A 20,822-nucleotide genomic window follows, 5' to 3' on the forward strand; every position below is an offset into this window, starting at 1 on the left:
TGCCCGCAAACAACAACAACAATAAATAGCGGAGAGTGCCATGAACCCGTCCCCTTCAGCGACGACCCAGCCGGGTGACAAGGCTGCGAAAGTGTCCTTTGCCTCCATGATCGGCTCGGCCGTGGAGAGCTACGACTTCTTCATCTACGGCACGGCAGCCGCCGGCTGGTTTGGCCGAGTGTTCTTCCATACCACCGAACCGATCATCGGCATCCTGGCGGCCTTCGCGACCATGGCCGTGGGCTTTTTCATGCGCCCGCTGGGTGGCTACCTGGCCGGCCACTTCGGTGATCGCCTGGGCCGCAAGACGGTATTGCTGTGGTCATTGCTGGCCATGGGCGGTGCGACGGTGTTGATTGGTGCGCTGCCTACCTACGAGCAGGCTGGCCTGTTGGCGCCGCTGTTGTTGATAGTGTTGCGCATGGTCCAGGGTATCGGCTTTGGCGCCGAATGGGGCGGGGCGGTGCTGATGGCCTGCGAACACGCACCGGCGCACCGGCGCGGGTTCTTCGGTGCCGTGCCGCAGATCGGCATCCCGCTGGGGCTGCTGATGGCCAACGGTGCATTCCTGCTCAGCGGTGCCTTGTTGGAAGGTGACTGGGTGTGGCGCGCGCCGTTCCTTGCCTCCGTCGCCATGGTGGCCGTGGGCATGTATATCCGCCTGGGCGTCAGCGAGTCGCCAGAGTTCGAGAAAGCCAAGGCCGACAACACCTTGGTCAAGCAGCCGGCCCTGCAGGTGATCCGCAGCGACTGGCGCAAGATTTTGCAGATCGCCGGCCTGCGCCTGGCCGAGACGGGGGGTTACTACATCGCGACCAGCTTCATGTTGTCCTACGTGCTGTTGGCCGGCGTGGCCTCGCGGGAGAACGTGCTGTGGGGCACCATGATCGGTTCGGCGTTGGGCCTGGGCAGCCACCTGTTCTACGGTGCGCTCAGTGACCGGGTCGGGCGCAAGCCGGTGTTCCTGTTGGGCTCGCTGTTTACCATCGTGTTTGGCATTCCGATGTTCATGATGATCAACAGCGGTGTGATCGTGCTGGTGGTGGTGGCCGTGGCATTGGCGTTGCTGCTCAGCCACGACCCGATTTTTGCCGTGGAGGCCAGTTGGTTCACCGAGCAGTTTCCTGCCAACGTGCGTTCGTCCGGTATTTCCCTGGGCTACAACTGCGCCTCGCTGGTCGCCGGCACCTTGCCGTTCGTGGCCACCGCATTGTATGCCAGCGTGGGCTGGATGGGGCCGGCGGTGTTGTTCAGCTTGCTCGGGGTGGCGTCGACCTTGTGCGCCTTGAAGATGCGCGAGACGGCACCGGCGGTGGCCACGGCGGCGCCACTGATCGTGCGCGGCGCCGTGGTGAACCAGGCACTTTAGGGAACGGTTGCGCCTTTGCCTGCCAGCGCCGTGGCGCGGCCCACACGCAGCGGCGCGGTCTCATGCAGGCCCAGCCCGAGCAGGGCCACTACCCCTGCGCAGGCGGCCTGCAGCAACAGCGGTGCGCTCAGCCCGTGAGCGTCGGCCAGCCAGCCGCCGATCACCGGGCTCAATACGCCACCCACCACTTCACCCATGCCCATGACCAACCCCACGCAGGCCGCGATGCAGTGCGTGGGCACGGTTTCCGAAGGGATGGTGGCCATGAAGATCGGCGCGACACCGCTGGCCGACCAGGTCACGAACAGCAGGCCGCACAGTGCCCAGAAGGGCCCCTGAAAGTACAGCGCGGCCAAGGGCGTAAGGGCGCCGATCAATGAAAATACCACCACCACGCTACGGCGCCCCCACCGGTCGGACAGGGCGGGTACGATAAAACTGCACAGGGTGGCGCTGGCGCCCAGCACGCTCATCAGGATGCCCATGTCGGTTGAGCTGAAGTGGCGCTCGTTCAAGTAATACACCGGCATGAAGGCCCAGCCCAGCACCATCCAGGCCACGTAAAAACAGGCGATCACCATGCTCAGCCAGACGTTGCGATAGCGCAGCAGGTCCAGCAGCGAGGTTGTGGTACGCGCCCGCGGCGTGGGTGTGGTGGTGACGGTGGCCTTGGGTTCCTTGACGTATTTCCAGATCAGGCAGGCGGCAATCAAACCAGGCACCCCGGCCACGAAGAACGCCAACCGCCAGTGGTAGTGGCTGGCAATCGCCACCAGCACCAGCGGGGCGATGCAGGAGCCCAGCAAGTTGCTGCCAAAGTTCTGCATGATGCCCATGTTCCGGCCCCTGCGGGCGGGCGTCGAGTTCATCGCCATCAAGGTTTGCGAAATCGGCAGGATGGGCCCCTCGGCAAGGCCCATCAACAGACGGGCAGCCAGCAACATGAAAAATGAACCGGCCAGGCCGGACACGAACGAGCACGCCGAGAAAATCATGACCGCCGCCAACAGGTAGGGTTTGCGCCGGCCGCTACGATCGGACTGGGCGCCCAGCACGTAACCGGACAGCGCCCAGGTAAGCGAAAGGGCCGACACCAGCAGGCCGATCTGGGTGTTGCTCAAGGCTAGGTCCTGCGCCACGAAAGGCGCCAGGAAGCTCATGGCATTGCGATCGAAAAAGACAAAGCCGAAGCTCAGGCTGAGGACAAACAACAGACGGTTTTCATAGCAAGTGAACCAGCGGCGCATGGTCAATCTCCGGCATGATTATTGTTATTGGATTACCGACGGGCAGGGCTCGTCGGTTAGCCATGACTTAGCAAGGGTCAGGCCAGCGGCGATTAGCGCGTTCAACCGATTGAAATCAAAGCATTCAGCCTGCCTGTGCGGTGGCGCTGCCTTGATCTTTGTTGATGAACGTGGGAAAAATTGATGATCAAACCCGATCTCTCCAATCCCCCGCGCACCGATGCGGCGGATAACAACAATAACCGGAGAAGGCATGAATCGTACGTCCATGGCAGCCCCTCACGCCTGTGCCCCGCGCCCCGCGCACAGTTATGAAACCTGCGAGCCGACGCCGGCAGACCTGCGGCGTTTTCTGCGTTTCTCCGACGAGGACGCGCGGATCTGGCTCGATGACCAGAGCATGGTCATGTTGCACTCCAGCGCACTAGGTGCGCTGCGTCGCGAGCTGATCGAGAGCGTCGGGCGCGACGGTGCCAAGCGTATCCTGATGCGCATCGGCTATTCGGCGGGCACCCAGGACGCCGCCCTGGTGCGCAAGCGCTGGACGGGCTCGGACGAGCGCAGTTCGTTCATCGCCGGTGGGCGCCTGCACGCGCTGCAGGGCATCGTGCGCGTGGAGACCGTGGAGCTGGACCTGAACATTGGCCAGGGTCATTTCCATGGCGAGTACCTGTGGCACGACTCCCGCGAGGCCCATGAGCACATCGCCCATTACGGCGTGGGGGATGAGGCCGTGTGCTGGATGACCCTGGGCTATGCAGCAGGCTACGCCAGTGCCTTCATCGGCAAGCTGGTGGTGTACCGCGAGGTGGAGTGCGTGGCAGCGGGCGGCAAGGTGTGCCGGGTCGTCGGCGATACCGCCGACCGGTTGCCGCACCATGAGCACAGCGAGGCGTTGCGGCACTGGGACCCCAGCCACTTCATCCGGATGAATTCGATCTGGTCCGAGGGGCAAGGCGATGCCCCGCAACCGGCCAGTACCACCAGCAGCTTGCCAGTGCAAGATGACATGGTGGGCATCTCTGCCGCCTTCAGCGTGGCGCGCCATCAGATCGCCCAGGTCGCACCGACGCGGGCCACGGTGCTGTTCAGCGGCGAGTCAGGCGTGGGCAAGGAGGTGTTTGCCAAGTGCCTGCACCGGCTCAGCCCGCGCGCCGACCGGCCCTTGGTGGCGGTCAACTGCGCGGCGCTGCCCGAAAGCCTGTTGGAGGCCGAGTTGTTCGGTGCCGAGAAGGGCGCCTACACCGGGGCCACGCAGGGCCGGGCGGGGCGTTTCGAGCGGGCGTCGGGTGGCACGCTGTTCCTCGATGAGATCCAGGCCTTGAGCCTGAGCGCCCAAAGCAAGCTGTTGCGCGCCTTGCAGGAAGGCGAGATCGAGCGGGTAGGGGGCAACAAGCCGATCAAGGTCGACCTGCGGGTGATTGCCGCCACCAACGCCAACCTGCGTGCCGCCATTGCCCAGGGGACCTTTCGCGAAGACCTGTTTTTCCGGCTCAACGTCTTTCCCATCCACCTGCCGCCGCTGCGCGATCGGCGCGACGACATTCCGTTGTTGATGGAACACTTTTTCAAGCACTACACCCAGTTGCACGGCAAGCAGGTCAGCGGCTTCAGCGCCCAGGCGGTCGAGGCCTTGCTCAATCATGACTACCCCGGCAACGTGCGCGAACTGCAGAACCTGGTGGAGCGGGGCGTGATCGCGGCGCCCAACAACGCGTCGATCCGCACCCAACACCTGTTCCCCACGGGGGAACAAACGCCGCGCCCCAGCTTGAGCATTGGCGGCGACGGCAGGGTCAGCGCGCAGGCCACCGATACCCAGGGCGCGGACCTGCCCCTGCAAGGCTCGCCGCTGTCCCAGTTCAAGCAGTCGATTCAATACCAGCAACTGCAGCATTACCGCCAGGTGGTGCAAGCCTGCGCCGGCAATCTTTCGGCGGCTGCGCGACAGTTGGGCATGACCCGGCCACAACTGGCCTACCGCCTCAAGGCGCATGGCCTGGGTTGATCATCCAGGCTGATCAAAGCCGATCAATTTGATCAAGTGATGCGGGCTTGCCGGCAGCCCCAGGCCAGGTTTTACCGGCCTTGGCGCTTGCCGTGCTGGCTGGCATAGCCTTTGCGATGCACCTCTGGCGGCCCGCTGGCCGCACTTCATAACAACAACAATAGAGAGTGCATCATGATTGCTCAGCAGCGCGGCACCCGCTCGCCCGGTGTTTGCCTCAGCCCTTTGCCCGCTTTGTTCCTGACCCTGTTCAGCAGTTGCTCGATGGCCGCCGAGGCGCCCTTTGATGCGATCAAGCTCAACTTACAGGTGTGGAACCTCTCGGTGAAAAACCTCGACACTGGCCCCCAACCTTATCGCTACGGCAACAGTGGCAACGTGTTCGCCGGCGCCGATATTGACCTGGCCAAGCTGGCTGCGATCCAGGGTGCCTCGGTGTCGTTTCAGTACGTGTTTTTTCCGTGGATGCGTGGCCAAGGTCAACCCGCCCAGGACCATTGGCAAGGCAAGGCCGGCAGCTATTTCGCTGGCGCGCCGATGCACAACGATATCGACGCCGGCTACCTGGCGCGCTTTACCTGGAACCAGCGCTTGCTGGAAGACCGCCTGGAACTGGTGGCAGGCCGTAGCAACGCCAAGCAGCATTTCTACATGGCCAACTGCGACAATGTCGTCACCTGCAACGACCCGGTGATCGACAACTCCACCGGCATTTTGCCGTTCCCGTATGGCAGCTGGAGCCTGTACTCACGCTACCACCTGGAGCAGGGGCGTTACGTGCATGCCGGCGTGTTCGAATCCAACCCGCAGCATTACCTCAAGCGCACCGAAGGCTTTGACTGGGACCCGGGTGATGCCAGCGGCGTGTCGGTATTGGCGGGGTGGGGAGGCGAACAGGGGTTCGCTCAAACCCCGTTCGCCTACCATTATGAATTCAACGGCTTTTACAACAGTGGCCAGCAGATCGACCCGCTTGATGGATCGTTGCGCCGTGGCAGCAGCGGCTTGTTGTTCAAATTTCGCCAGACATTGTCTCGCGAGGGCACGGGCGCGGTGCCGCAAAGCGCCTGGCAATGGTTCGGTTCCTGGTCGTGGAGCGCCGATGACATGCAGCCTTTCGAGCATTTTGCCGAAGTGGGCGTGACCCGCCTTGGGCCGTTTGGGCGCCCGCAGGACAGCCTCAACCTCAAGGCCAGTTACCTGCGCCTGGGCGAGCGCCAGGCCCATTGGCAAGAGCAGGCACGCCTGGCTGCGACCGGCGAGGATGAGCGCACCCGGCGCGGTGTGTCGAGGGTGGAGCTCAATACCCATTGGCAGGTCAGTCGCGACCTGGCGTTGGAGCCCAGCGTGCAATACATCTTCAACCCGGACAACTTCTACAACCCGCAGGCGCCGCTCAGCCGTAATGGCGCAGTGATCGCCGTGCAGGTGATGTACGACTTGGGCACCGCGTTGGGGCTTTAGCCGCGTGAAAGCACACCTCCCGCCAAGGCGGGAGGTGTGGGCGAGGGCTAAATCGAATCAGGCAGGCTCAAAGCAGTACACCGCCAGTTTGTTGCCGTCCGGGTCGCGGGCATAGGCGGCGTAGGCGTTCGGTGCCCAACTGCGTGGGCCGGGCAGGCCTTCACAGCGACCGCCGGCGGAAATGGCCGCGGCATGGAAATTGGCCACGGCTTGGCGGCTGGGTGCCTGAAAACTGATTGTCACGCCATTGCCGACGGTCGCCGCGGCGCCGTCGGCTGGGCGCAGCACGAAAAAGGCGGGTTCTTTCTCGCCCCAGATCGAGCCGTTGTCTTGCAGGTCCACCAGCCTGTTCAGGCCGATCTGGCCGAGCACGATGTCGTAGAACTGGCGTGCTTTGGTCAGGTCATTGCTGCCGACGGTTACGTGGGTGTACACACTCATCAAGATTCTCCAGTACAGGTTGAAAGCGGGCGGTGCCACATGGCACCGCTCAGGTTGAAGGCTTCAGTTTGAAAACGGTGCCACCATGACCTTGCACTGGTGGGTGCGTTGGCGCAGCGCTTCGAATGCCTGAGGCATGGCGGCCAGTGACACGGTGTCGCTGACCATCGCCAGCGCCGTTGCGTGTGGGCCGTCGAGTACGTCCAGGGCGGCGCGAAATTCATCCAGGTTGAAAAACGCCGAGGTAACCAGGCTGACTTCCTTGGACAGGGCACGGAAGGGCATGAAGCTGTCGGCCACCGTGCACAGGCCCAGGATGACCACGGTGCCGCGCGGGCGCACGTGCTCCACGGCAGCGGCGATCAGCCCGGGGCGCCCCACGCATTCGAAGACGATGTCCGGCGGCCCCCCCAGGCATTCGGGGATGCGCCGCGCCAGGTTGCCGTCATCCACCAGGAAATCACTGGCGCCCAGTTGCAGGGCGCGCTCGCGTTGCCAATCGCCCAGGTCGGTGATGCACACCTTTGCTGCGCCCAGGCGCCGGGCCCAATACGCCACGGCCAGGCCGATGGCACCCGCACCCAGTACCAACACCTTTGCGCCAGGGCGCAAGCGGGCCCGCATGACGCCGTGCAAGGCCACGGCCAGGGGCTCGGCCAGCGCGCTGTCGGCCAGGCCGATGCTGGCGGGCAATACCACGCACTGGTGTGCCCGGGCGGTGGCCAACTCGGCGAACCCACCGCCTTGCAGGCTGAAGGCCGCACACCAGGCCGGCTCGCCACGACGACAGTGCTCGCACTGGCCGCAACCGCGCAACGGTGCCACGGCCACGTGGTCGCCCACGCGCAAGCCGTTCACCTGTGCGCCGCATTCAACCACGCGCCCGCTGTATTCGTGGCCCAGCACGGTGTCAGGGGCAATGGCAAAGGTAGGGTCGTGGGTCATGTGCAGGTCACTGCCGCAGATACCACACCGGCAGACCTCGATCAGCACTTCGTCCGGCCCAGGCGTCGGCGCGGGCAGGCTGGCCACCTGCAACGGTTGGTGCGGGGCCTTGAAAACAATAGCTTGCATGCTTGCCTCCTCAGTCGACTCGCCCGAGCATTTGGCCGCCGTCGATCACAATCTGGGCGCCGGTGACGTAGCTTGAGGCCGGGGAGGCCAGGAACAACGCCAGCCCCTTGATCTCTTCGGTGCTGGCAATCCGGTGCTGGGGCACCCGTTGGGCAAAGGCGGCGCGGTCCGCGGCATTGTTCAGCCGGCCCCCGGCGATGTTGGTGACGAAGGGGCCCGGGGCGATGGCGTTGACGTTGATGCCGTAGCGCGCCAGTTCCATCGCGGCCTGGCGCACCAGTGAGGCGGCGCCAGCCTTGGCGGGCATGTAGGGGGTGCCGACGATCGCTTCGTTGAGCATCGCGGCGTTGGAGGTGGTGACGATGATGCGCCCGCTGCCTTGGGGCTTCATCAGGCGCACGGCGGCGCGCAACGTGGTGAATACCGAGGTCAGGTTGGTGGCCAGCACCTTGTCCCAATGCGCCTCTTCCAGGGCTTCCAGCGCCCCTTGCGGGCAGCGCTGGCCGTCGCAGTCGAGAAAGCCTGGGCCGGCATCGATGCCGGCATTGGCAAACACCACGTCGAGCCGGCCGTGGCGTTGCCCGATGCGCTCAAAGCAGTCATACATCGCGGCGCGATCAGTGGCGTCCACCACCTCGCCCTGTACGTTCAAGCCACTCTCGCACAAACGCTCGACCTGTTCGTGCAGCCGTGTGGCGTCTATGTCCAGCAAGGTGACCTGGGCGCCGGCCTCGGCCATGACTTCCGAATAGGCCAGGCCAATGCCGCTGGCAGCTCCGGTGACCACGCAGTGGAGTCCTTCAACGGCAAATCGTTCCCAAAACTTCATGCTCGCGATCCTTATAGAAACAGTGCCTTGTTGATGGGCAGGCCGTGCTTTTGGCAATGGCTGACGTAGTGGTTGATAAACCAGAACACGTCGGTGGTTTCGGTGTGCTGACCTTGCTCGTCGAAGAACTCGATGGGGCCGTGAATCCAGAACAGCGCTTTCATGCCCTGTGGGTCGTCGGAGTAAAGCGTATGGGCGGTGCCTGGCGTCTCGTAGACAAAGCTGCCGGGGCGGGAGGTCCAGTCATATTCGTAGTAGCCCCAGCTGCCCTCCAGGGTCACGGCCGAGACGGCGGCGCGGTGGCGGTGGGTACCGATGCGCCCGCCACCCTTGACCCAGAGGATGTTGCAGACACTGCCAGTGCGTACGTCGAAGCTGAGGTGGCGAATCGCTGCGCTGTCGCCAAACGGCACCCACGGCGATTCAGTTTCGCTGCTGCTGATGTGGCCGCCGTGCAAGGCATAGCGGTCGATGATGTGCGCGTGCGCTTCAGGGGGGAGTTGGACAATGTCTGGCTTGACGGAATGGGACATGGGCTTAGCCTCGGATGATTGTTTTTATGGGCCGGGCGCACAAGGGCGACTGGCCAGGCAGAGCATTTGCACAGGCTATGCCAAGCGATGAAACGGCCAGATTGCGGGGCCTGCGGCACGCAGGCGGTGTGGTGCAGTGAGCGGATTTGACCTAGTTGATGATCAAATCGGGTTAATGTTTCGGGAGGTATCCAAAGGGTAACGACGTTGTCATGTTCCCTTGCTAGGGTGCAGGCGATTCGCCCGCAGGGCGCCCCAGGGACAGGTACCGAGCATGTACGCAAGCGCCACGCGCAAACCGATCATCATTCGCTGCGAAGGCCTGGGCGCCGATGATTTCGGCGAGCGCTTTTCCCAGGTGTTCGGCAGCCTGTATGCCGACCTGCCGCAACAGGGCATGCCGATCAGCGTGGCCGGGGTGTACGGGCGGTATGAGGGGGTGAGCTTCCGGCGCATGAGTTATCGCGGCGATTTCACGGTGCAAATCCCAGATTTGGACGATGAAATCACCTTTGTCATACCCACCGCCGGCCAGATCGTTTTCAACCTGGCCTGCCAGACAGTCGGCACGCCCCACGTGGGCCTTGCCGTGGAGAAGACCGCGGTGCGCTCGGTGCGCTTTATCGATGGCCACGGGCAACACGGGCTTTCGGTGAGGCGTGGGCTGTTCACCCAGCGGTTGTGCGCGTTGCTGGGCCGCCCGGTGGTCGACAAGATCCGCTTTGAACCGGTGGTTGACCTGCGCCGCCCGGCGTTCGACAGCATCAAGGCGTTGGTCGGGTTTGCCACGGGCAGCGAGCTTGACGTGCTGATGAACGCCAGCGTGCTGATGCCCACGCGCTTGCAGGAAATGCTGGTAGACGCGGTGCTGGAGGTGTGGCCGCACAACTACAGCCAGGCGCTCAAGCAACCGGGGCCGGCCATTGCGCCGCGGCACGTGAAGCTTGCGATGGACTATATCCAGGCGCATCCGGACGCGTTGGTCAGCGGGAGCGAATTGGCCGCACTGAGCAACGTCAGCCTGCGGGCCTTGCAGGAAGGCTTTCGACGCTGTTTGGGCACCTCGATCGTGGCGTATCAGCGCCAGGTACGGCTGGAGCGCGCCCACCAGGCGTTGCGCCAGGGCGCGCCGGTGTCGGTGACGGAGGTCGCATTGGGGTTGGGCTTTTCCAATGTCGGCAGGTTCTGCCAGTATTTCCAAAGTGCCTATGGGGTCAGCCCGCAGGACGTTCGGCTTGGCCTGCGCGGCCGCCATTGATGGCTCAGGCCAGGGGTAGGCAAACGCCCACCCCTGAACCTGGCTTTTAAAACCGATAGCTGGCCTTGAGGCTGGCGCTTGCCCCGTGGCTATCGCCACCGCCCACGGCCCCCACCTCGGCACCCACGCTGACCGCCCCCAGGCTGGCGGTCAGGTTGACTGCGCCCATGAACTGGTCGCGGTTGGCGAAGGCTGCGCGCTGCTCGATGTCCAGGCCTAGCAGGTGGGCGTCGCTGTTCACCTGCTGGTCACCCAGCACGTGTTCGTAACCCACCTGCGCCCCCGGCACCAGTTGCCAGCCACCGGCCAGGCCAATCGGCGCGAAGGTCGCCTTTACCTCGGTGAACGCGCTGCGGCGGGTTTGCTGCAGGCCGTCGACATCCAAGGCCAGCTCGCTGCCTTTTTCGGTGAAGCCGGACAGGTTCAGGTGGCTCACGCGCAGGCCCAGGCTGGGCTCCAGGGTGATGCCGGCCATGGGCAGGCGGTAGCCCAATGCCAGGCTGGCACCGCTGAGGGTGCCATGGGTATCGCCCTTGGCCGTGCCCAGGCCGCCGCCGATGTCGCGCTTGCTGCTGTAGTCCACGTAGCCGGTGCTGGCATTGGCGGCCGCGAACAGGCCCTGTTCCAGGCCGCCCGGGGCCAAGCGGGCCCCCACGCTGAAAAAGGTCAGGTCGGTGTCCACCTCGCCACCGGCGGCGCCTACGCTGCCGCGGCTGTAGCCAAAACTGGCGTGGCCGCTGAGCTGTTCGGTAAAACGCTGGGTCAGGCCGACTATCATGCCCTGGGTGTGTTCGTTGCTGCTTTGCGCATGGGCGCTACCGTCGGTGCCCAGGTAGCCGGCAAGCCCGGCCGTCCATACGCTGCGCTGGCCGACCTTGAGGTCGGTGCCGCTGGTGTAGGGCGCGGCGGCCTGGTCGATCAAGGCGTCCTGGCGCAACAGGTAGCTTGCGGCGTCGGCGTGCACTTGGCCGCCGACGGTCGATTGCACGCCGCCCAGGGTGCCGGCATCGATGGCCGACTGCAGGTAGTAGTTGTAGGCGGTGTAGGTGCCTGACAGGCTGCTGTTCTGCAATTGTTGCAACAGCAGCGCACCGGCGGCGGCGTTACCGAACAGCCCGGCCTGGCCGGGCAGGCTGTTGTAATAGACCATCTTGGCGCGCAGCACGTAGAGGGTCGCCTGGGACAGCCCCAGGCCTTGCTTGAGGTAGTTGTCCATGCTGCCATACAACGCCGTCACCTCGTCCAGGCCAGCTTGCAGGTAGCTGGCGTCCACGCCCAGCAGCGGCGCGTAGATGGCCGCCATGCTCGAGGGCATCGCCGCCAGGGTCGCGGCCACCCGTGCGGCGGTGTAGTCGTTGGTGGCCAGGTAGTTGGCCATGATGGTCGTGCTGTCGACCCCGGCGATGCTCAGCAGCACGGCCGCGGTCCAGCCGGTGCGGTCCTTGCCAGCGGTGCAATGGAAGAGGGCGGCGCCATCGGCCCCGGCCAGGTCGTTGAACAGCACGGAAAACTGGCTGCGCATGCCGGCGTCGCTGACGAACTGGCGGTTGGTTTCCTGCATCATCGCCACCGCGCTGGCGGCGCTGGTGAGGGAGATGTTGGTGATATTGGCCCCCGAAATGCCGCCGCCGATGATGTCGATGTTGGTGTAGGTGGCGCCGGTGAGCAGGGTGTCTGGCGTGGCGGCAATCTCGCTGGGCGTGCGCAAATCGTACACCGCGCTGATACCCAGGCTGTTCAAGGTGGCCAGGTCTGCGGCCGACGGGGTCAAGGCGTTGGAGCGGTAGAACACCCCGGAACGCATCGTGCCGTCGTTGGCCGTGGTGTAGGCGGTGGTGGTGCCGGCGATGTCACGAAAGTTGTCGATGCTGGCCAGGTGCGGGGTGTCGAGGGTGTAGGTCTCGGTGGCCTGCGCAGCGTTGATGGACAGGGTGATCAAGGACAGCGAGCACAAAATGCGGTGCAACACGATGTAGCCTCCTGGGTGCGGGGTAGGCTGGCTACTATCGTTGTCGATTCAATACGCAATGTTACAGGTTTTGATACATCGCAAATGCCTGCGCGATCTGTCCGTGGCGTGCGTGATTGGTCTGTGGGTGGGGGCGCCAGGTTGGCGAGTTGCATCGTGCCCCACCATGCGGTGCTATCATCCTCGCCATACGATACGCCGCAGATGAGCCCGCCCCGTGAACGACCCGCAAGATAAACGCGACAACTCAGGTATCCAGGTCATTGCCCGTGCGGCCGACTTGATGCGTAGCCTGGGCGGCGATACGGCGAGCCTGGGCGCGCTGGCCAAGCGCACCGGCCTGCCGCGCTCCACGGTGCAGCGTATTGTCGATGCCTTGGCCCGCGAGCGATTGCTGGAGATTGGCGAGGGCGGCGTGCGCCTGGGCTGGGGGCTCAAGGAACTGGGCGACTACGTGTCGTCCGGGGTGGTCAGCCAGTTGCGCGGGCCGCTGGAAGCGCTGTTCCGGCACACCCGGGAAACCATCGACCTGTCGGTGCTGCAAGGCCAGGAGATCCGCTTTCTGGAGCGCTTCGTGTCGGATCAGGAAGTGCGCGTGGTGCCCGTGCTGGATCGGCCGTTCGCGCCCCACGCCATGGCCAACGGCAAGGCAATCCTGGCCTGCCACCGCGCCGAGGAGGTTGAGCGCATCCTGCCGGCCTCACTGGCCGCGTTGACGCCGCGCACCCTGACCTCGCGGGCCGCATTGGCTGAAGCGCTGGACAACGTGCGCGCCACCGGGCTTGCCACCGACCGCGAGGAGCATGCCCAGGGGGTGTGTGCGTTGGCCACGGCCATCAGCCTGCCGGGCATGCGCGCCTATGCGATTTCGGTGGTGGTGCCGGCGTTTCGCTTCGAGGCTCGCTTGCCAATGATCAAGGAGGCCCTGCTGGCCTGCAAGGAGCAGTGCCTGGCGATTCTGTTGGAGCAAACCCGGCATTAATCGGGCAGCGGTGCTGCGGCGCTGCCGATCGGGGCGGCCTTGATGCGCAGTATCCATAGCACCATCAGTGCGCCAGCCACGGCGCAGCCCAGCATGGTCAGGCTCATGGCCTGCACGCCCAATCGCGGAAACAGCAGGGCCACCCCGGCGCTGGTCGCCGCCCCCGCCAGCATTTGCAACGAGGTCAGCAAGCCGCCGGCAATGCCGGCCAAGCGTGGCAGCGGCTCCAGCGCGCCGCTGGCGGCGTTGGGTGCGGTCATGCCGAACGCAGCAGTGGCCAATACCAGCAGCGGCATGAAACTGACCAGCGATACACGGTCCGTATAGGCCAGGGTTTGCAGGCAGACGGTGGTGCCAATGGCCAGCAGCACGGCAGCCAGCAAAACCGTGCGCTGTGACACGCCGTGCTTGACCAGTTTGCCCCCCACCATCGCGCCTACCACGATGCCGCCGCCGGTACAGGCGAACAGCAGCGCGTACAGCCCTTGGCTGACGTGCAGCACCTGCATCAACAGCCAGGGCGAAGCGGCCACGTAAGCAAACATCCAGCCAAAGCCAAAGGCGTTGAGCAGCACGTGTGCCATGATGCCTGGGTGGCTCAGTACCGTACGATAGCCCGCCAGCACCGCGCCGAGCAACGGCGGCTGTGGCCCTTGGGGCAGGGTGGCGGTTTCGCCCACGCACAGCCACGTTGCCGCCAGGGTGGCGAAACCCCACAGCGCGATGGCGCCGTAAATGCCGCGCCAGCCCAGCCAGCCGGCCAGTGCCGCGCCCAGGGCCGGGGCGAGCATCGGCGCGACGTTCACCACCACGGTAATCAAGGTCAGCCGGGCTTGGGCTTCACGGCCATGGAACACGTCGCGCACCATGGCCATGGCCAGGGTCATCCCCACCCCAGCCCCCATGCCCTGCAGCAAGCGCGCACCCAGCAACAGGCCGATGCTCGGCGCCAGGGTGGCCACCAACCCGCTCACGGCGAACAGCCCAAGGCCGGCCAGCAACACCGGCCGGCGCCCGTAGCGATCGGACAGCGGGCCGTAGAAAAACGGGCTGAAGGCAAACCCTGCCATGAACAGGCTCAAGGTCAGCCCCGCCAACCCGGCGCGGGCCTGCAGGCTGATGCCGATGTCGTTGAGCGCGGGCAGCGCCATGTCCGTGGCGACGGGGGGCAGGGCGGCCAGTACGCCAAGAAAGAGCGCGAAGGCGCTGCTGCGGGGGTGGAGGCGCATGGCGGGGGCCTGGATAGAGGAGGGAGCGAGTATCCTAGCGCCGAACAGATATGACCGCAATGCGGTTTTTGATGCACCGCATCGTGGTCGTTGTTCTGATGGGGCGCAGCACCGGCCACACCGATTGGCCATTTCTATCCCCTTTTGGCCAACCGCGCACTGTGATCCGGCCAGCCCGTCAGCAAGAATCGACGTCACAACAAGAACCCTGATGCTGAGCCTTTGGCTTTTTTCAAGACCGCTGCCGTGTACAGAACATAAGAAAACCATCGTACGGACGACACTTCTGGGGAAACCATGAACACGATCAAACGCGTATTGAACGTCACGGTGTGTGGGCTGGCACTGTTGGCCGCTGGCGCCCACGCCGAACAGCGTGAACTGCGGGTCTATAACTGGGCCGACTACATCTTGCCCTCGGTGCCCAAGGACTTCGCCAAGGACACGGGCATCAAGGTCACCTGGGACACCTTCGACACCAACGAATCACTGGAAGCCAAATTGCTGACCGGCAACTCGGGCTACGACTTGGTGGTGCCGTCCAACCAGTTTATCGAAACCCAGATCAAGGCCGGGGTGTTCCAGAAACTCGACAAGTCCAAGTTGCCCAATTGGCAGCACCAAGACCCGGCACTGCTGGCGCTGCTGAACAAGAACGACCCCGGCAACCAGTACGGCGTGCCCTACATGTACGGCACGGTGTTGATCGGCTTCAACCCGGCCAAGGTCAAGGCCGTGCTGGGTGACAATGCACCGGTGGACAGTTGGGATTTGGTGTTCAAGCCCGAGAACATGGCCAAGCTCAAATCCTGCGGCGTGGCCATGCTCGACTCGCCTTCGGAGATCCTGCCGCTGGCGTTGCACTACCTGGGGCTGGACCCGAACAGCCAGAACCCCGACGACTATGAAAAAGCCAAGGCGCTGATGTTGAAAATCCGCCCCTATGTCGCCTATTTCAACTCGGCCAAGTACATGACCGACATCGCCAATGGCGATATCTGCGTGGCCATCGGTTATTCCGGCAGTTTCTACCAGTTTGCCAATCGGGCCAAAGAGGCCGGCAACGGCGTGGTGGTTGATTGGCGCCTGCCCAAAGAGGGCGCGCCGATCTGGTTCGACACCTTTGCCATCCCCAAAAGCTCGAAAAACGTCGAAGAGGCCCACGAGTTCCTCAACACCTTGTTGGAACCCAAGGTGATCGCCGGCATCAGTGACTTCCTCGGCTACCCCAACGCCAACAAGGATGCATTCGCGCTGATCAACAAGGACATCACCGGCAACCCGAACCTGACGCCGACCCCCGAGGCCTTGAAGACCCTGTACGTGGTGCAGCCCCTGCCGCAAAAGCTTGAACGGGTGCGCACGCGCGTGTGGACCAACATCAAGTCGGATAAGTAACGCGACTTGCGGCCCTGTGGTGGGGATGAGCACGATGTGTTGCGCCTAGGCGCGCCAGTGCATGTGCGTCGTTTGCCACACCGGGTCGGCTTCGACATCGACGGTTTGCAACCCCTGCTTGTGCCAGAAGTCGATGGCGCCAGGCAGGAACGGGTGGGTGTGCAGGTACAGCACCTCGATGCCGTCCTGCAGCGCCAGGCCCTTGATCGCCTGGTACAGCCGCGCGGCCAGACCGCAGCGACGTAGGGCGGGGGAAACGAACAGGCGGACCACTTCGACCACCCGTTGGCCCTGGTAGTCCAACTGCTCGAAACGATGATCGTAGGGCAGGTAGCCGATGCCCGCGACGATGTCACCGTGCGCCCGGGCGATCAGGAAACGACCACGGCCTGGGGCCAGGTAGGTGCTGGCAAAGGCGGCCAGGTCGGCGGGCAGTACGCTGGGGTCGAGCAGGGGGAACAGTTGCGCGCGCGCCTCCATGATGAAGGCTTGGGTGGCGGCGATGTCGGGGTGGCTGACGGGGGTGATGACGATGTCGGGCGAATGCATGGGCGAGGGGCCGGGCTGGAACGGTCCGGGCACTTTACGCAATGCCGGGGTGCCCGCAAAGGGCCCCGCACCCACGCGCTGACCGGTGAGGGCGGGTGCGGGCGGCCATCATCAGCCGTCGATCAACTCCAGCGCCAGCAATTCGTTCAACGTCTGGCGACGACGAATCACCCGGCTTTGGTCGCCGTCGATCAACACTTCCGGAATCAACGGCCGGCTGTTGTAGTTCGACGACATCGATGCACCGTAGGCACCGGTGGTATGGATCACCAACAGGTCGCCAACCTCGGCCGCTGCCAAGGGCCGAGGCGCCACCAGGCCGCCTTCGTGCTGGGTGAAGACGTCCCCGGATTCACACAGGGGGCCGGCCACCACGCTGTCGCGCAGGCCCGCGGTCTTGGCCACGCCGTCGCGGTCCAGCAGGCTGAAACCGTGGTAGCTGCCGTACATGGAGGGGCGCATCAGGTCGTTGAAACCGGCGTCCACCAGCACGAAATGCTGGCTGCCGACGTCCTTGACCGCACGCACTTCGCTGAGCAGGCAGCCGGCCTCGGCCACCAAAAAGCGGCCCGGCTCGATTTCCAGGCGCACGGGGTGGCCCAGGCGGGTTTCGATCTGCCGGCGCGCCTGGTTCCAGATCTGCGCGTAACGCTCGGTGTCGATGGCCGCGTCACCTTCACGGTACGGCACCGACAGGCCGCCACCGGCGGAGATCGCTTGCAGGTCATGGCCCATGCCGCTGACGGCCTCGACCATGGCACTGCACACGTGCTCCAGGTGGTCGTAGTCAACGCCCGAACCGATGTGCATGTGCAGCCCCACCAGTTGCAGGTCGTACTGGCGCACCACGGCCAAGGCGTCGCCCAAGTGGGTGTGCCAGATACCGTGCTTGCTGTTCTCGCCGCCGGTGTTGGTTTTCTGGCTGTGGCCGTGGCCAAAGCCTGGGTTCAGGCGGATCCACACGCGGTGGCCGGGGTGGCGCTCGCCCAGTTGGCGAAGCATGTCGATGGAACCGCAATTAACCTCCATGTCCAGCTCGATCACCCGTTCCAGGGTCGGGCGGTCCAGCAGGTCGCAGGTCAGCACCATGCCCGCAGGCTCGCCCTGGGGGCTGTAGCCGGCCAGCAGGGCGCGCTCGATTTCGCCTAGAGATACCGCGTCCACCTGCACGCCTTGTTCGCGCAGCAGCTTGAGGATGTGCACGTTGGAACAGGCTTTCTGGGCGAAGCGGATCACATCGAAGCCTTGCAGGCGGGCGATTTGCCGGCGGATCACGGCCGCGTCGTAGCACCATAAGGGGGTGCCGTGCTGTTGGGCAAGGGCGTTCAGGCGGGGGGCGTGTTCGAGCATGGCGCGCAATCTTCGGCTGCTGAATGAGGCCGCCATGATGCAAAAAACCGGTCATTCAATAAAATATCTTTTATTCATTCTGCTATTCATATCTGATATGGAGGGTGTTTGCTTCAAGGAATGTCAAATGGAAATCTCCATCCGCCATATCGAAGTGTTTCGCGCGGTGATGAACGCCGGCAGCGTGACCGGTGCGGCGCAATTGCTGTTCAGCTCGCAACCCACCGTGAGCCGCGAACTGGCGCGCCTGGAAAGCCTGCTGGGCATTCGCCTGTTCGAGCGTGAGCGCGGGCGCCTGGAGCCCACCGCGCAGGGTTTGATGTTGTTCGAGGAGGTGCAGCGCTCGTACGTGGGGCTTGAGCGCATCACCAGCGTGGCCGAGTCGATTCGCCGCTTCGACCAAGGCCAGTTGAACATCACCTGCCTGCCGGTGTTCGCCCAGGTGCTGTTGCCGGCAGCGTGCCAGGCGTTCAGCGCACAGTACCCCGGCGTGGCGCTGAGCATCACCGCCCAGGAGTCGCCGCTGCTGGAAGAGTCCCTCAGCGGCCAGCGCTACGACCTGGGCCTGAGCGAAAGCCAGGTGTACCCGCGCGGCACGGCGGGGCAGGAGTTGCTGCGCGCCGACATGGTGTGCGTGCTGCCGCCGGGCCATCCGCTGTTGGCCAAGGCGCGGTTGGCGCTGGAGGATTTCGACGGGGTGGACTTCATCAACCTGTCGGGCATGGACCTGTACCGCAAGCGCCTGGACGAGCAGTTTCGCCAGGCCGGCGTGCAGCGCACGGCACTGATCGAAACCAGCACGGCAGCCTCGGTGTGCGCCATGGTGCGCCAGGGCCTGGGCGTGGCCATCGTCAACCCGCTGACCGGCCTTGATGAGGCCACGCGCGGCCTGGCTTGGCGACCGCTGGCGGTGTCGGTGCCCTTCAGCGTGAGCCTGATTTTGCCCCAGTACCGGCCCGCTTCGCCCTTGGTGCAGGCTTTTGAGCAGTGCCTGAAGGCTTGCGCTTGCTCTTTTTCCACGGCGTGGCACCGCGAGGCGCCGGGCCGCTGATGTTCAGGGTGAGCCCGGTGCAGCGTTCCACCTGCTTGCTCATCCAGGCCGATTGTTTGGCGACGAATACGTCCAGGGTCATCTCGCCGCTTTGCACCATGTCCAGTGCCTGCTCCCAGATGGCGGTGGTGCCAGGGTCGGCAATCGCCCGCGGCACGGCGTCGATCAGGCTGAAGGCGGCGGGCGTCGCGTGCAGCGCCTTGCCTTGTTTGCCCAGGTAGCCGCGGTCGATCAGGCCCTGGATGATGCCGGCGCGGGTGGCTTCGGTGCCGATGCCGGTGGTGTCCTTGAGCTTTTGCTTGAGCCTGGGATCGTCGACCAACTTGGCCACGTTTTTCATCGCCTTGATCAGATCGCCCTCGGTGTAGGGCTTGGGCGGTTGCGTCCACAGGTCCTTGGGGGTGACGGCATCGACCTCGCAGTCACGGCCCTCTGCCAGCGGCGGCAAGGGCTGCGGGGCAGGGGCCTCGCGGCCTTTGGCCGGGGCCAGGGCTTCGGGCAGGGCGCGCTTCCAGCCAGGCTCCACGATCTGTTTGCCCACGGCGCGCAGGGCCTGGCCTGCGCACGTGAAGTCGGCCTGGGTGCGGTCGTACTCATGGTTAGGCAGGAACTGCGCCAGGTAGCGCGCGCGGATCAGGGTGTAGACCGCGCGGTGCTTGCCGCTCAGGCGCTCAAGGGCCGCGGCGGCGGCCGTGGGGATGATGCCGTGGTGGGCGCTGACCTTGGCGTCGTTCCAGGCGCGGGAGCGGCGCTGGGGCTGCAAGTGTTTGGCAAGCTCGCCCAGTGCTGGGTCGGCTCGGCCCAAGGCGGCAAGGATGGCCGGCGCTTCACTGTGCTGGCTGAGCGGCAAGTAGCCGCAATCGCTGCGTGGGTAGCTGATGAGCTTGTAGGTTTCGTACAGCGCCTGGGCGATGTCCAGGGTCTCCTGCGCGCCCAGGCCGAGCTTTTTCGAGCACACCTCTTGCAGCGTGCCCAGGTCGAACGGCAACGGCGCCGGCTCTTGCAGGCGTTCGGTGCGCAGCTTGGCCACCCGCGCGCTGGCGGCACGTGCCATGGCGCTCGCAGCGTCCCGGGCCAAGGCCTGGTTCAGGCAGCGGCCCTGGTCGTCGCAGGCGCTTTCGGGCGCGCGCCACTGGGCGCTGAATACGATGCCCTCGCTGCGCAATTGCACGTCGATGGCCCAATACGCCACGGGCACGAAGTCGGCGATGCTGCGGTCGCGGTCCACCACCAGCCGCAGGGTGGGTGTCTGCACCCGGCCCACCGGCAACACGCCCTGGTAGCCGGACTGGCGGCCGAGCAGGGTGAACAGCCGGCTCATGTTCATGCCGATCAGCCAGTCGGCCCGCGAACGGCCCAACGCCGAATGGTACAGGCTGAAGGTATCGGCGCCCGGTTTGAGCGCCGCCAGGGCCTTGCCAATGGACGCCTCGTCCAGCGCCGACAGCCACAGGCGCTGGATCGGCCCGCGGTAACGGCAATGCTCCACCAGCTCGCGGGCGATCATCTCGCCCTCGCGGTCGGCGTCGGTGGCGATCACCAGCTCGCCGGCTTCGCCCAATAGCCGCTTGACCGCCTTGTACTGGCTGGCGGTCTTGGGCTTGACGGTCATCTTCCATTTTTCCGGGATGATCGGCAGGTCCGCCAGCACCCAGCGCTTGTAGCGGGCGTCGTAGGCATCGGGCGGGGCGGTTTCCAGTAGATGGCCGATGCACCAGGTGACCGTGACCCCGTTGCCTACCCAGCAGCCGTCACCGCGCCGGCTGGCGCCAAGCACCTTGGCGATGTCTTTTGCCTGGGAGGGTTTTTCACAGAGGTACAGTCGCATGGCCACCACTTTATTGCTTGTTGCGAAGGGCTCAAGGATGCTGGTTGGCAGGGGTCCTGGCAACCTTTATCTGTATGGATATACAGATAAATGTGTCGCGCCGCTCGTCGTTTTTTCAACAGGCAGTCGCCAGCCAGCGTTTTCGCTGCTAGGCTCTGGGCTAGTCCACCTTGCCGGGTGTGTTTTCTGGCAAGGGCGCGACAGCCCACTTCTGAAACAATCGTGACTCGCAGCTTTCGGCAC

At 64.7% G+C, this 20,822-nt stretch carries 17 protein-coding genes and 1 pseudogene; 7 read left to right on the forward strand and 11 right to left on the reverse strand.

Annotated features, from left to right (window positions below):
- Positions 1-40 precede the first annotated feature (40 nt).
- A complete protein-coding gene (locus L9B60_RS26445) occupies positions 41-1,369 on the forward strand; it encodes an MFS transporter (RefSeq protein ID WP_249673923.1) in 1,329 nt (442 codons plus the stop codon).
- Here the strand turns inward: L9B60_RS26445 and L9B60_RS26450 are convergent.
- Positions 1,366-2,616, reverse strand: coding sequence for an MFS transporter (locus tag L9B60_RS26450; protein WP_249673924.1), 1,251 nt, complete (start codon positions 2,614-2,616; stop codon positions 1,366-1,368). The genes L9B60_RS26445 and L9B60_RS26450 overlap by 4 nt on opposite strands.
- A 24-nt stretch (positions 2,617-2,640) precedes the next feature.
- Positions 2,641-2,886 carry a hypothetical protein gene (locus tag L9B60_RS26455; RefSeq protein WP_249673925.1) on the reverse strand — a complete coding sequence of 82 codons (246 nt, stop codon included), beginning with the start codon at positions 2,884-2,886 and terminating at the stop codon, positions 2,641-2,643.
- On the opposite strand from L9B60_RS26455, the gene L9B60_RS26460 reads away from it, so the two are divergent.
- Positions 2,870-4,624 carry a sigma-54-dependent Fis family transcriptional regulator gene (locus L9B60_RS26460; RefSeq protein ID WP_249673926.1) on the forward strand — a complete coding sequence of 585 codons (1,755 nt, stop codon included), beginning with the start codon at positions 2,870-2,872 and terminating at the stop codon, positions 4,622-4,624. The two genes, L9B60_RS26455 and L9B60_RS26460, sit on opposite strands and share 17 nt — an antisense overlap.
- Positions 4,625-4,798: 174 nt before the next feature.
- Positions 4,799-6,088 (forward strand): carbohydrate porin, encoded by a 1,290-nt coding sequence (locus L9B60_RS26465; protein ID WP_249673927.1) that lies wholly within the window; start codon positions 4,799-4,801, stop codon positions 6,086-6,088.
- Between the two features lie 57 nt (positions 6,089-6,145).
- Here the strand turns inward: L9B60_RS26465 and L9B60_RS26470 are convergent, their stop codons facing one another.
- The 4 genes from L9B60_RS26470 to L9B60_RS26485 form a co-directional block, all read right to left on the reverse strand.
- Entirely contained in the window at positions 6,146-6,529 is a 384-nt protein-coding gene (locus L9B60_RS26470) for a VOC family protein (RefSeq protein ID WP_249673928.1), read from the reverse strand.
- A 63-nt stretch (positions 6,530-6,592) separates the two neighbouring features.
- Complete coding sequence (locus tag L9B60_RS26475) at positions 6,593-7,603, reverse strand: zinc-dependent alcohol dehydrogenase (protein WP_249673929.1); 1,011 nt, start codon at positions 7,601-7,603, stop codon at positions 6,593-6,595.
- Between the two features lie 10 nt (positions 7,604-7,613).
- Positions 7,614-8,432 carry an SDR family NAD(P)-dependent oxidoreductase gene (locus L9B60_RS26480; RefSeq protein ID WP_249673930.1) on the reverse strand — a complete coding sequence of 273 codons (819 nt, stop codon included), beginning with the start codon at positions 8,430-8,432 and terminating at the stop codon, positions 7,614-7,616.
- A gap of 11 nt (positions 8,433-8,443) precedes the next feature.
- On the reverse strand, positions 8,444-8,965 hold the full coding sequence (locus tag L9B60_RS26485; RefSeq protein WP_249673931.1) for a 2,4'-dihydroxyacetophenone dioxygenase family protein: 522 nt from the start codon (positions 8,963-8,965) through the stop codon (positions 8,444-8,446).
- Positions 8,966-9,239: 274 nt separating this feature from the next.
- On the opposite strand from L9B60_RS26485, the gene L9B60_RS26490 reads away from it, so the two are divergent.
- Positions 9,240-10,223, forward strand: a complete 984-nt coding sequence (locus L9B60_RS26490; protein ID WP_249673932.1) for an AraC family transcriptional regulator — start codon at positions 9,240-9,242, stop codon at positions 10,221-10,223.
- 46 nt (positions 10,224-10,269) lie between these two features.
- Here the strand turns inward: L9B60_RS26490 and L9B60_RS26495 are convergent, their stop codons facing one another.
- On the reverse strand, positions 10,270-12,192 hold the full coding sequence (locus L9B60_RS26495; RefSeq protein ID WP_249673933.1) for a tyrosine-protein phosphatase: 1,923 nt from the start codon (positions 12,190-12,192) through the stop codon (positions 10,270-10,272).
- A 217-nt stretch (positions 12,193-12,409) separates the two neighbouring features.
- Between L9B60_RS26495 and L9B60_RS26500 the strand changes: the two genes are divergently transcribed.
- Complete coding sequence (locus tag L9B60_RS26500; RefSeq protein WP_249673934.1) at positions 12,410-13,174, forward strand: IclR family transcriptional regulator; 765 nt, start codon at positions 12,410-12,412, stop codon at positions 13,172-13,174.
- Here the strand turns inward: L9B60_RS26500 and L9B60_RS26505 are convergent.
- Positions 13,171-14,403: a multidrug effflux MFS transporter gene (locus tag L9B60_RS26505; RefSeq protein WP_249673935.1), complete on the reverse strand. Its 1,233-nt coding sequence runs from the start codon at positions 14,401-14,403 to the stop codon at positions 13,171-13,173. The genes L9B60_RS26500 and L9B60_RS26505 overlap by 4 nt on opposite strands.
- 297 nt (positions 14,404-14,700) lie before the next feature.
- On the opposite strand from L9B60_RS26505, the gene L9B60_RS26510 reads away from it, so the two are divergent.
- Positions 14,701-15,801: a polyamine ABC transporter substrate-binding protein gene (locus L9B60_RS26510; RefSeq protein WP_249673936.1), complete on the forward strand. Its 1,101-nt coding sequence runs from the start codon at positions 14,701-14,703 to the stop codon at positions 15,799-15,801.
- A 45-nt stretch (positions 15,802-15,846) separates the two neighbouring features.
- Here L9B60_RS26510 and L9B60_RS26515 read toward each other — a convergent pair whose 3' ends face one another.
- On the reverse strand, positions 15,847-16,350 hold the full coding sequence (locus tag L9B60_RS26515; protein ID WP_249673937.1) for a GNAT family N-acetyltransferase: 504 nt from the start codon (positions 16,348-16,350) through the stop codon (positions 15,847-15,849).
- A gap of 111 nt (positions 16,351-16,461) precedes the next feature.
- On the reverse strand, positions 16,462-17,700 hold the full coding sequence (gene lysA / locus L9B60_RS26520) for a diaminopimelate decarboxylase (protein ID WP_249673938.1): 1,239 nt from the start codon (positions 17,698-17,700) through the stop codon (positions 16,462-16,464).
- Between the two features lie 127 nt (positions 17,701-17,827).
- Here lysA and L9B60_RS26525 point away from each other — a divergent pair.
- Positions 17,828-18,724 (forward strand): annotated as a pseudogene (locus tag L9B60_RS26525) (LysR family transcriptional regulator); the annotation flags it as partial.
- On the opposite strand, the gene L9B60_RS26530 reads toward L9B60_RS26525, so the two are convergent.
- Positions 18,624-20,579 carry a DNA topoisomerase III gene (locus L9B60_RS26530; protein ID WP_349631957.1) on the reverse strand — a complete coding sequence of 652 codons (1,956 nt, stop codon included), beginning with the start codon at positions 20,577-20,579 and terminating at the stop codon, positions 18,624-18,626. The pseudogene L9B60_RS26525 and the gene L9B60_RS26530 sit on opposite strands and share 101 nt — an antisense overlap.
- Positions 20,580-20,822: the final 243 nt, after the last annotated feature.

The organism is Pseudomonas abieticivorans (assembly GCF_023509015.1).
Classification (GTDB): domain Bacteria; phylum Pseudomonadota; class Gammaproteobacteria; order Pseudomonadales; family Pseudomonadaceae; genus Aquipseudomonas; species Aquipseudomonas abieticivorans.

Coding starts and splice junctions, on each gene's coding strand:
- L9B60_RS26445 (WP_249673923.1), top strand. CDS start 41: ATGAACCCGTCCCCTTCAGCGACGACCCAGCCGGGTGACAAGGCTGCG.
- L9B60_RS26450 (WP_249673924.1), bottom strand. CDS start 2,616: ATGCGCCGCTGGTTCACTTGCTATGAAAACCGTCTGTTGTTTGTCCTC.
- L9B60_RS26460 (WP_249673926.1), top strand. CDS start 2,870: ATGAATCGTACGTCCATGGCAGCCCCTCACGCCTGTGCCCCGCGCCCC.
- L9B60_RS26455 (WP_249673925.1), bottom strand. CDS start 2,886: ATGGACGTACGATTCATGCCTTCTCCGGTTATTGTTGTTATCCGCCGC.
- L9B60_RS26465 (WP_249673927.1), top strand. CDS start 4,799: ATGATTGCTCAGCAGCGCGGCACCCGCTCGCCCGGTGTTTGCCTCAGC.
- L9B60_RS26470 (WP_249673928.1), bottom strand. CDS start 6,529: ATGAGTGTGTACACCCACGTAACCGTCGGCAGCAATGACCTGACCAAA.
- L9B60_RS26475 (WP_249673929.1), bottom strand. CDS start 7,603: ATGCAAGCTATTGTTTTCAAGGCCCCGCACCAACCGTTGCAGGTGGCC.
- L9B60_RS26480 (WP_249673930.1), bottom strand. CDS start 8,432: ATGAAGTTTTGGGAACGATTTGCCGTTGAAGGACTCCACTGCGTGGTC.
- L9B60_RS26485 (WP_249673931.1), bottom strand. CDS start 8,965: ATGTCCCATTCCGTCAAGCCAGACATTGTCCAACTCCCCCCTGAAGCG.
- L9B60_RS26490 (WP_249673932.1), top strand. CDS start 9,240: ATGTACGCAAGCGCCACGCGCAAACCGATCATCATTCGCTGCGAAGGC.
- L9B60_RS26505 (WP_249673935.1), bottom strand. CDS start 14,403: ATGCGCCTCCACCCCCGCAGCAGCGCCTTCGCGCTCTTTCTTGGCGTA.
- L9B60_RS26510 (WP_249673936.1), top strand. CDS start 14,701: ATGAACACGATCAAACGCGTATTGAACGTCACGGTGTGTGGGCTGGCA.
- L9B60_RS26515 (WP_249673937.1), bottom strand. CDS start 16,350: ATGCATTCGCCCGACATCGTCATCACCCCCGTCAGCCACCCCGACATC.
- lysA (WP_249673938.1), bottom strand. CDS start 17,700: ATGCTCGAACACGCCCCCCGCCTGAACGCCCTTGCCCAACAGCACGGC.
- L9B60_RS26530 (WP_349631957.1), bottom strand. CDS start 20,579: ATGCGACTGTACCTCTGTGAAAAACCCTCCCAGGCAAAAGACATCGCC.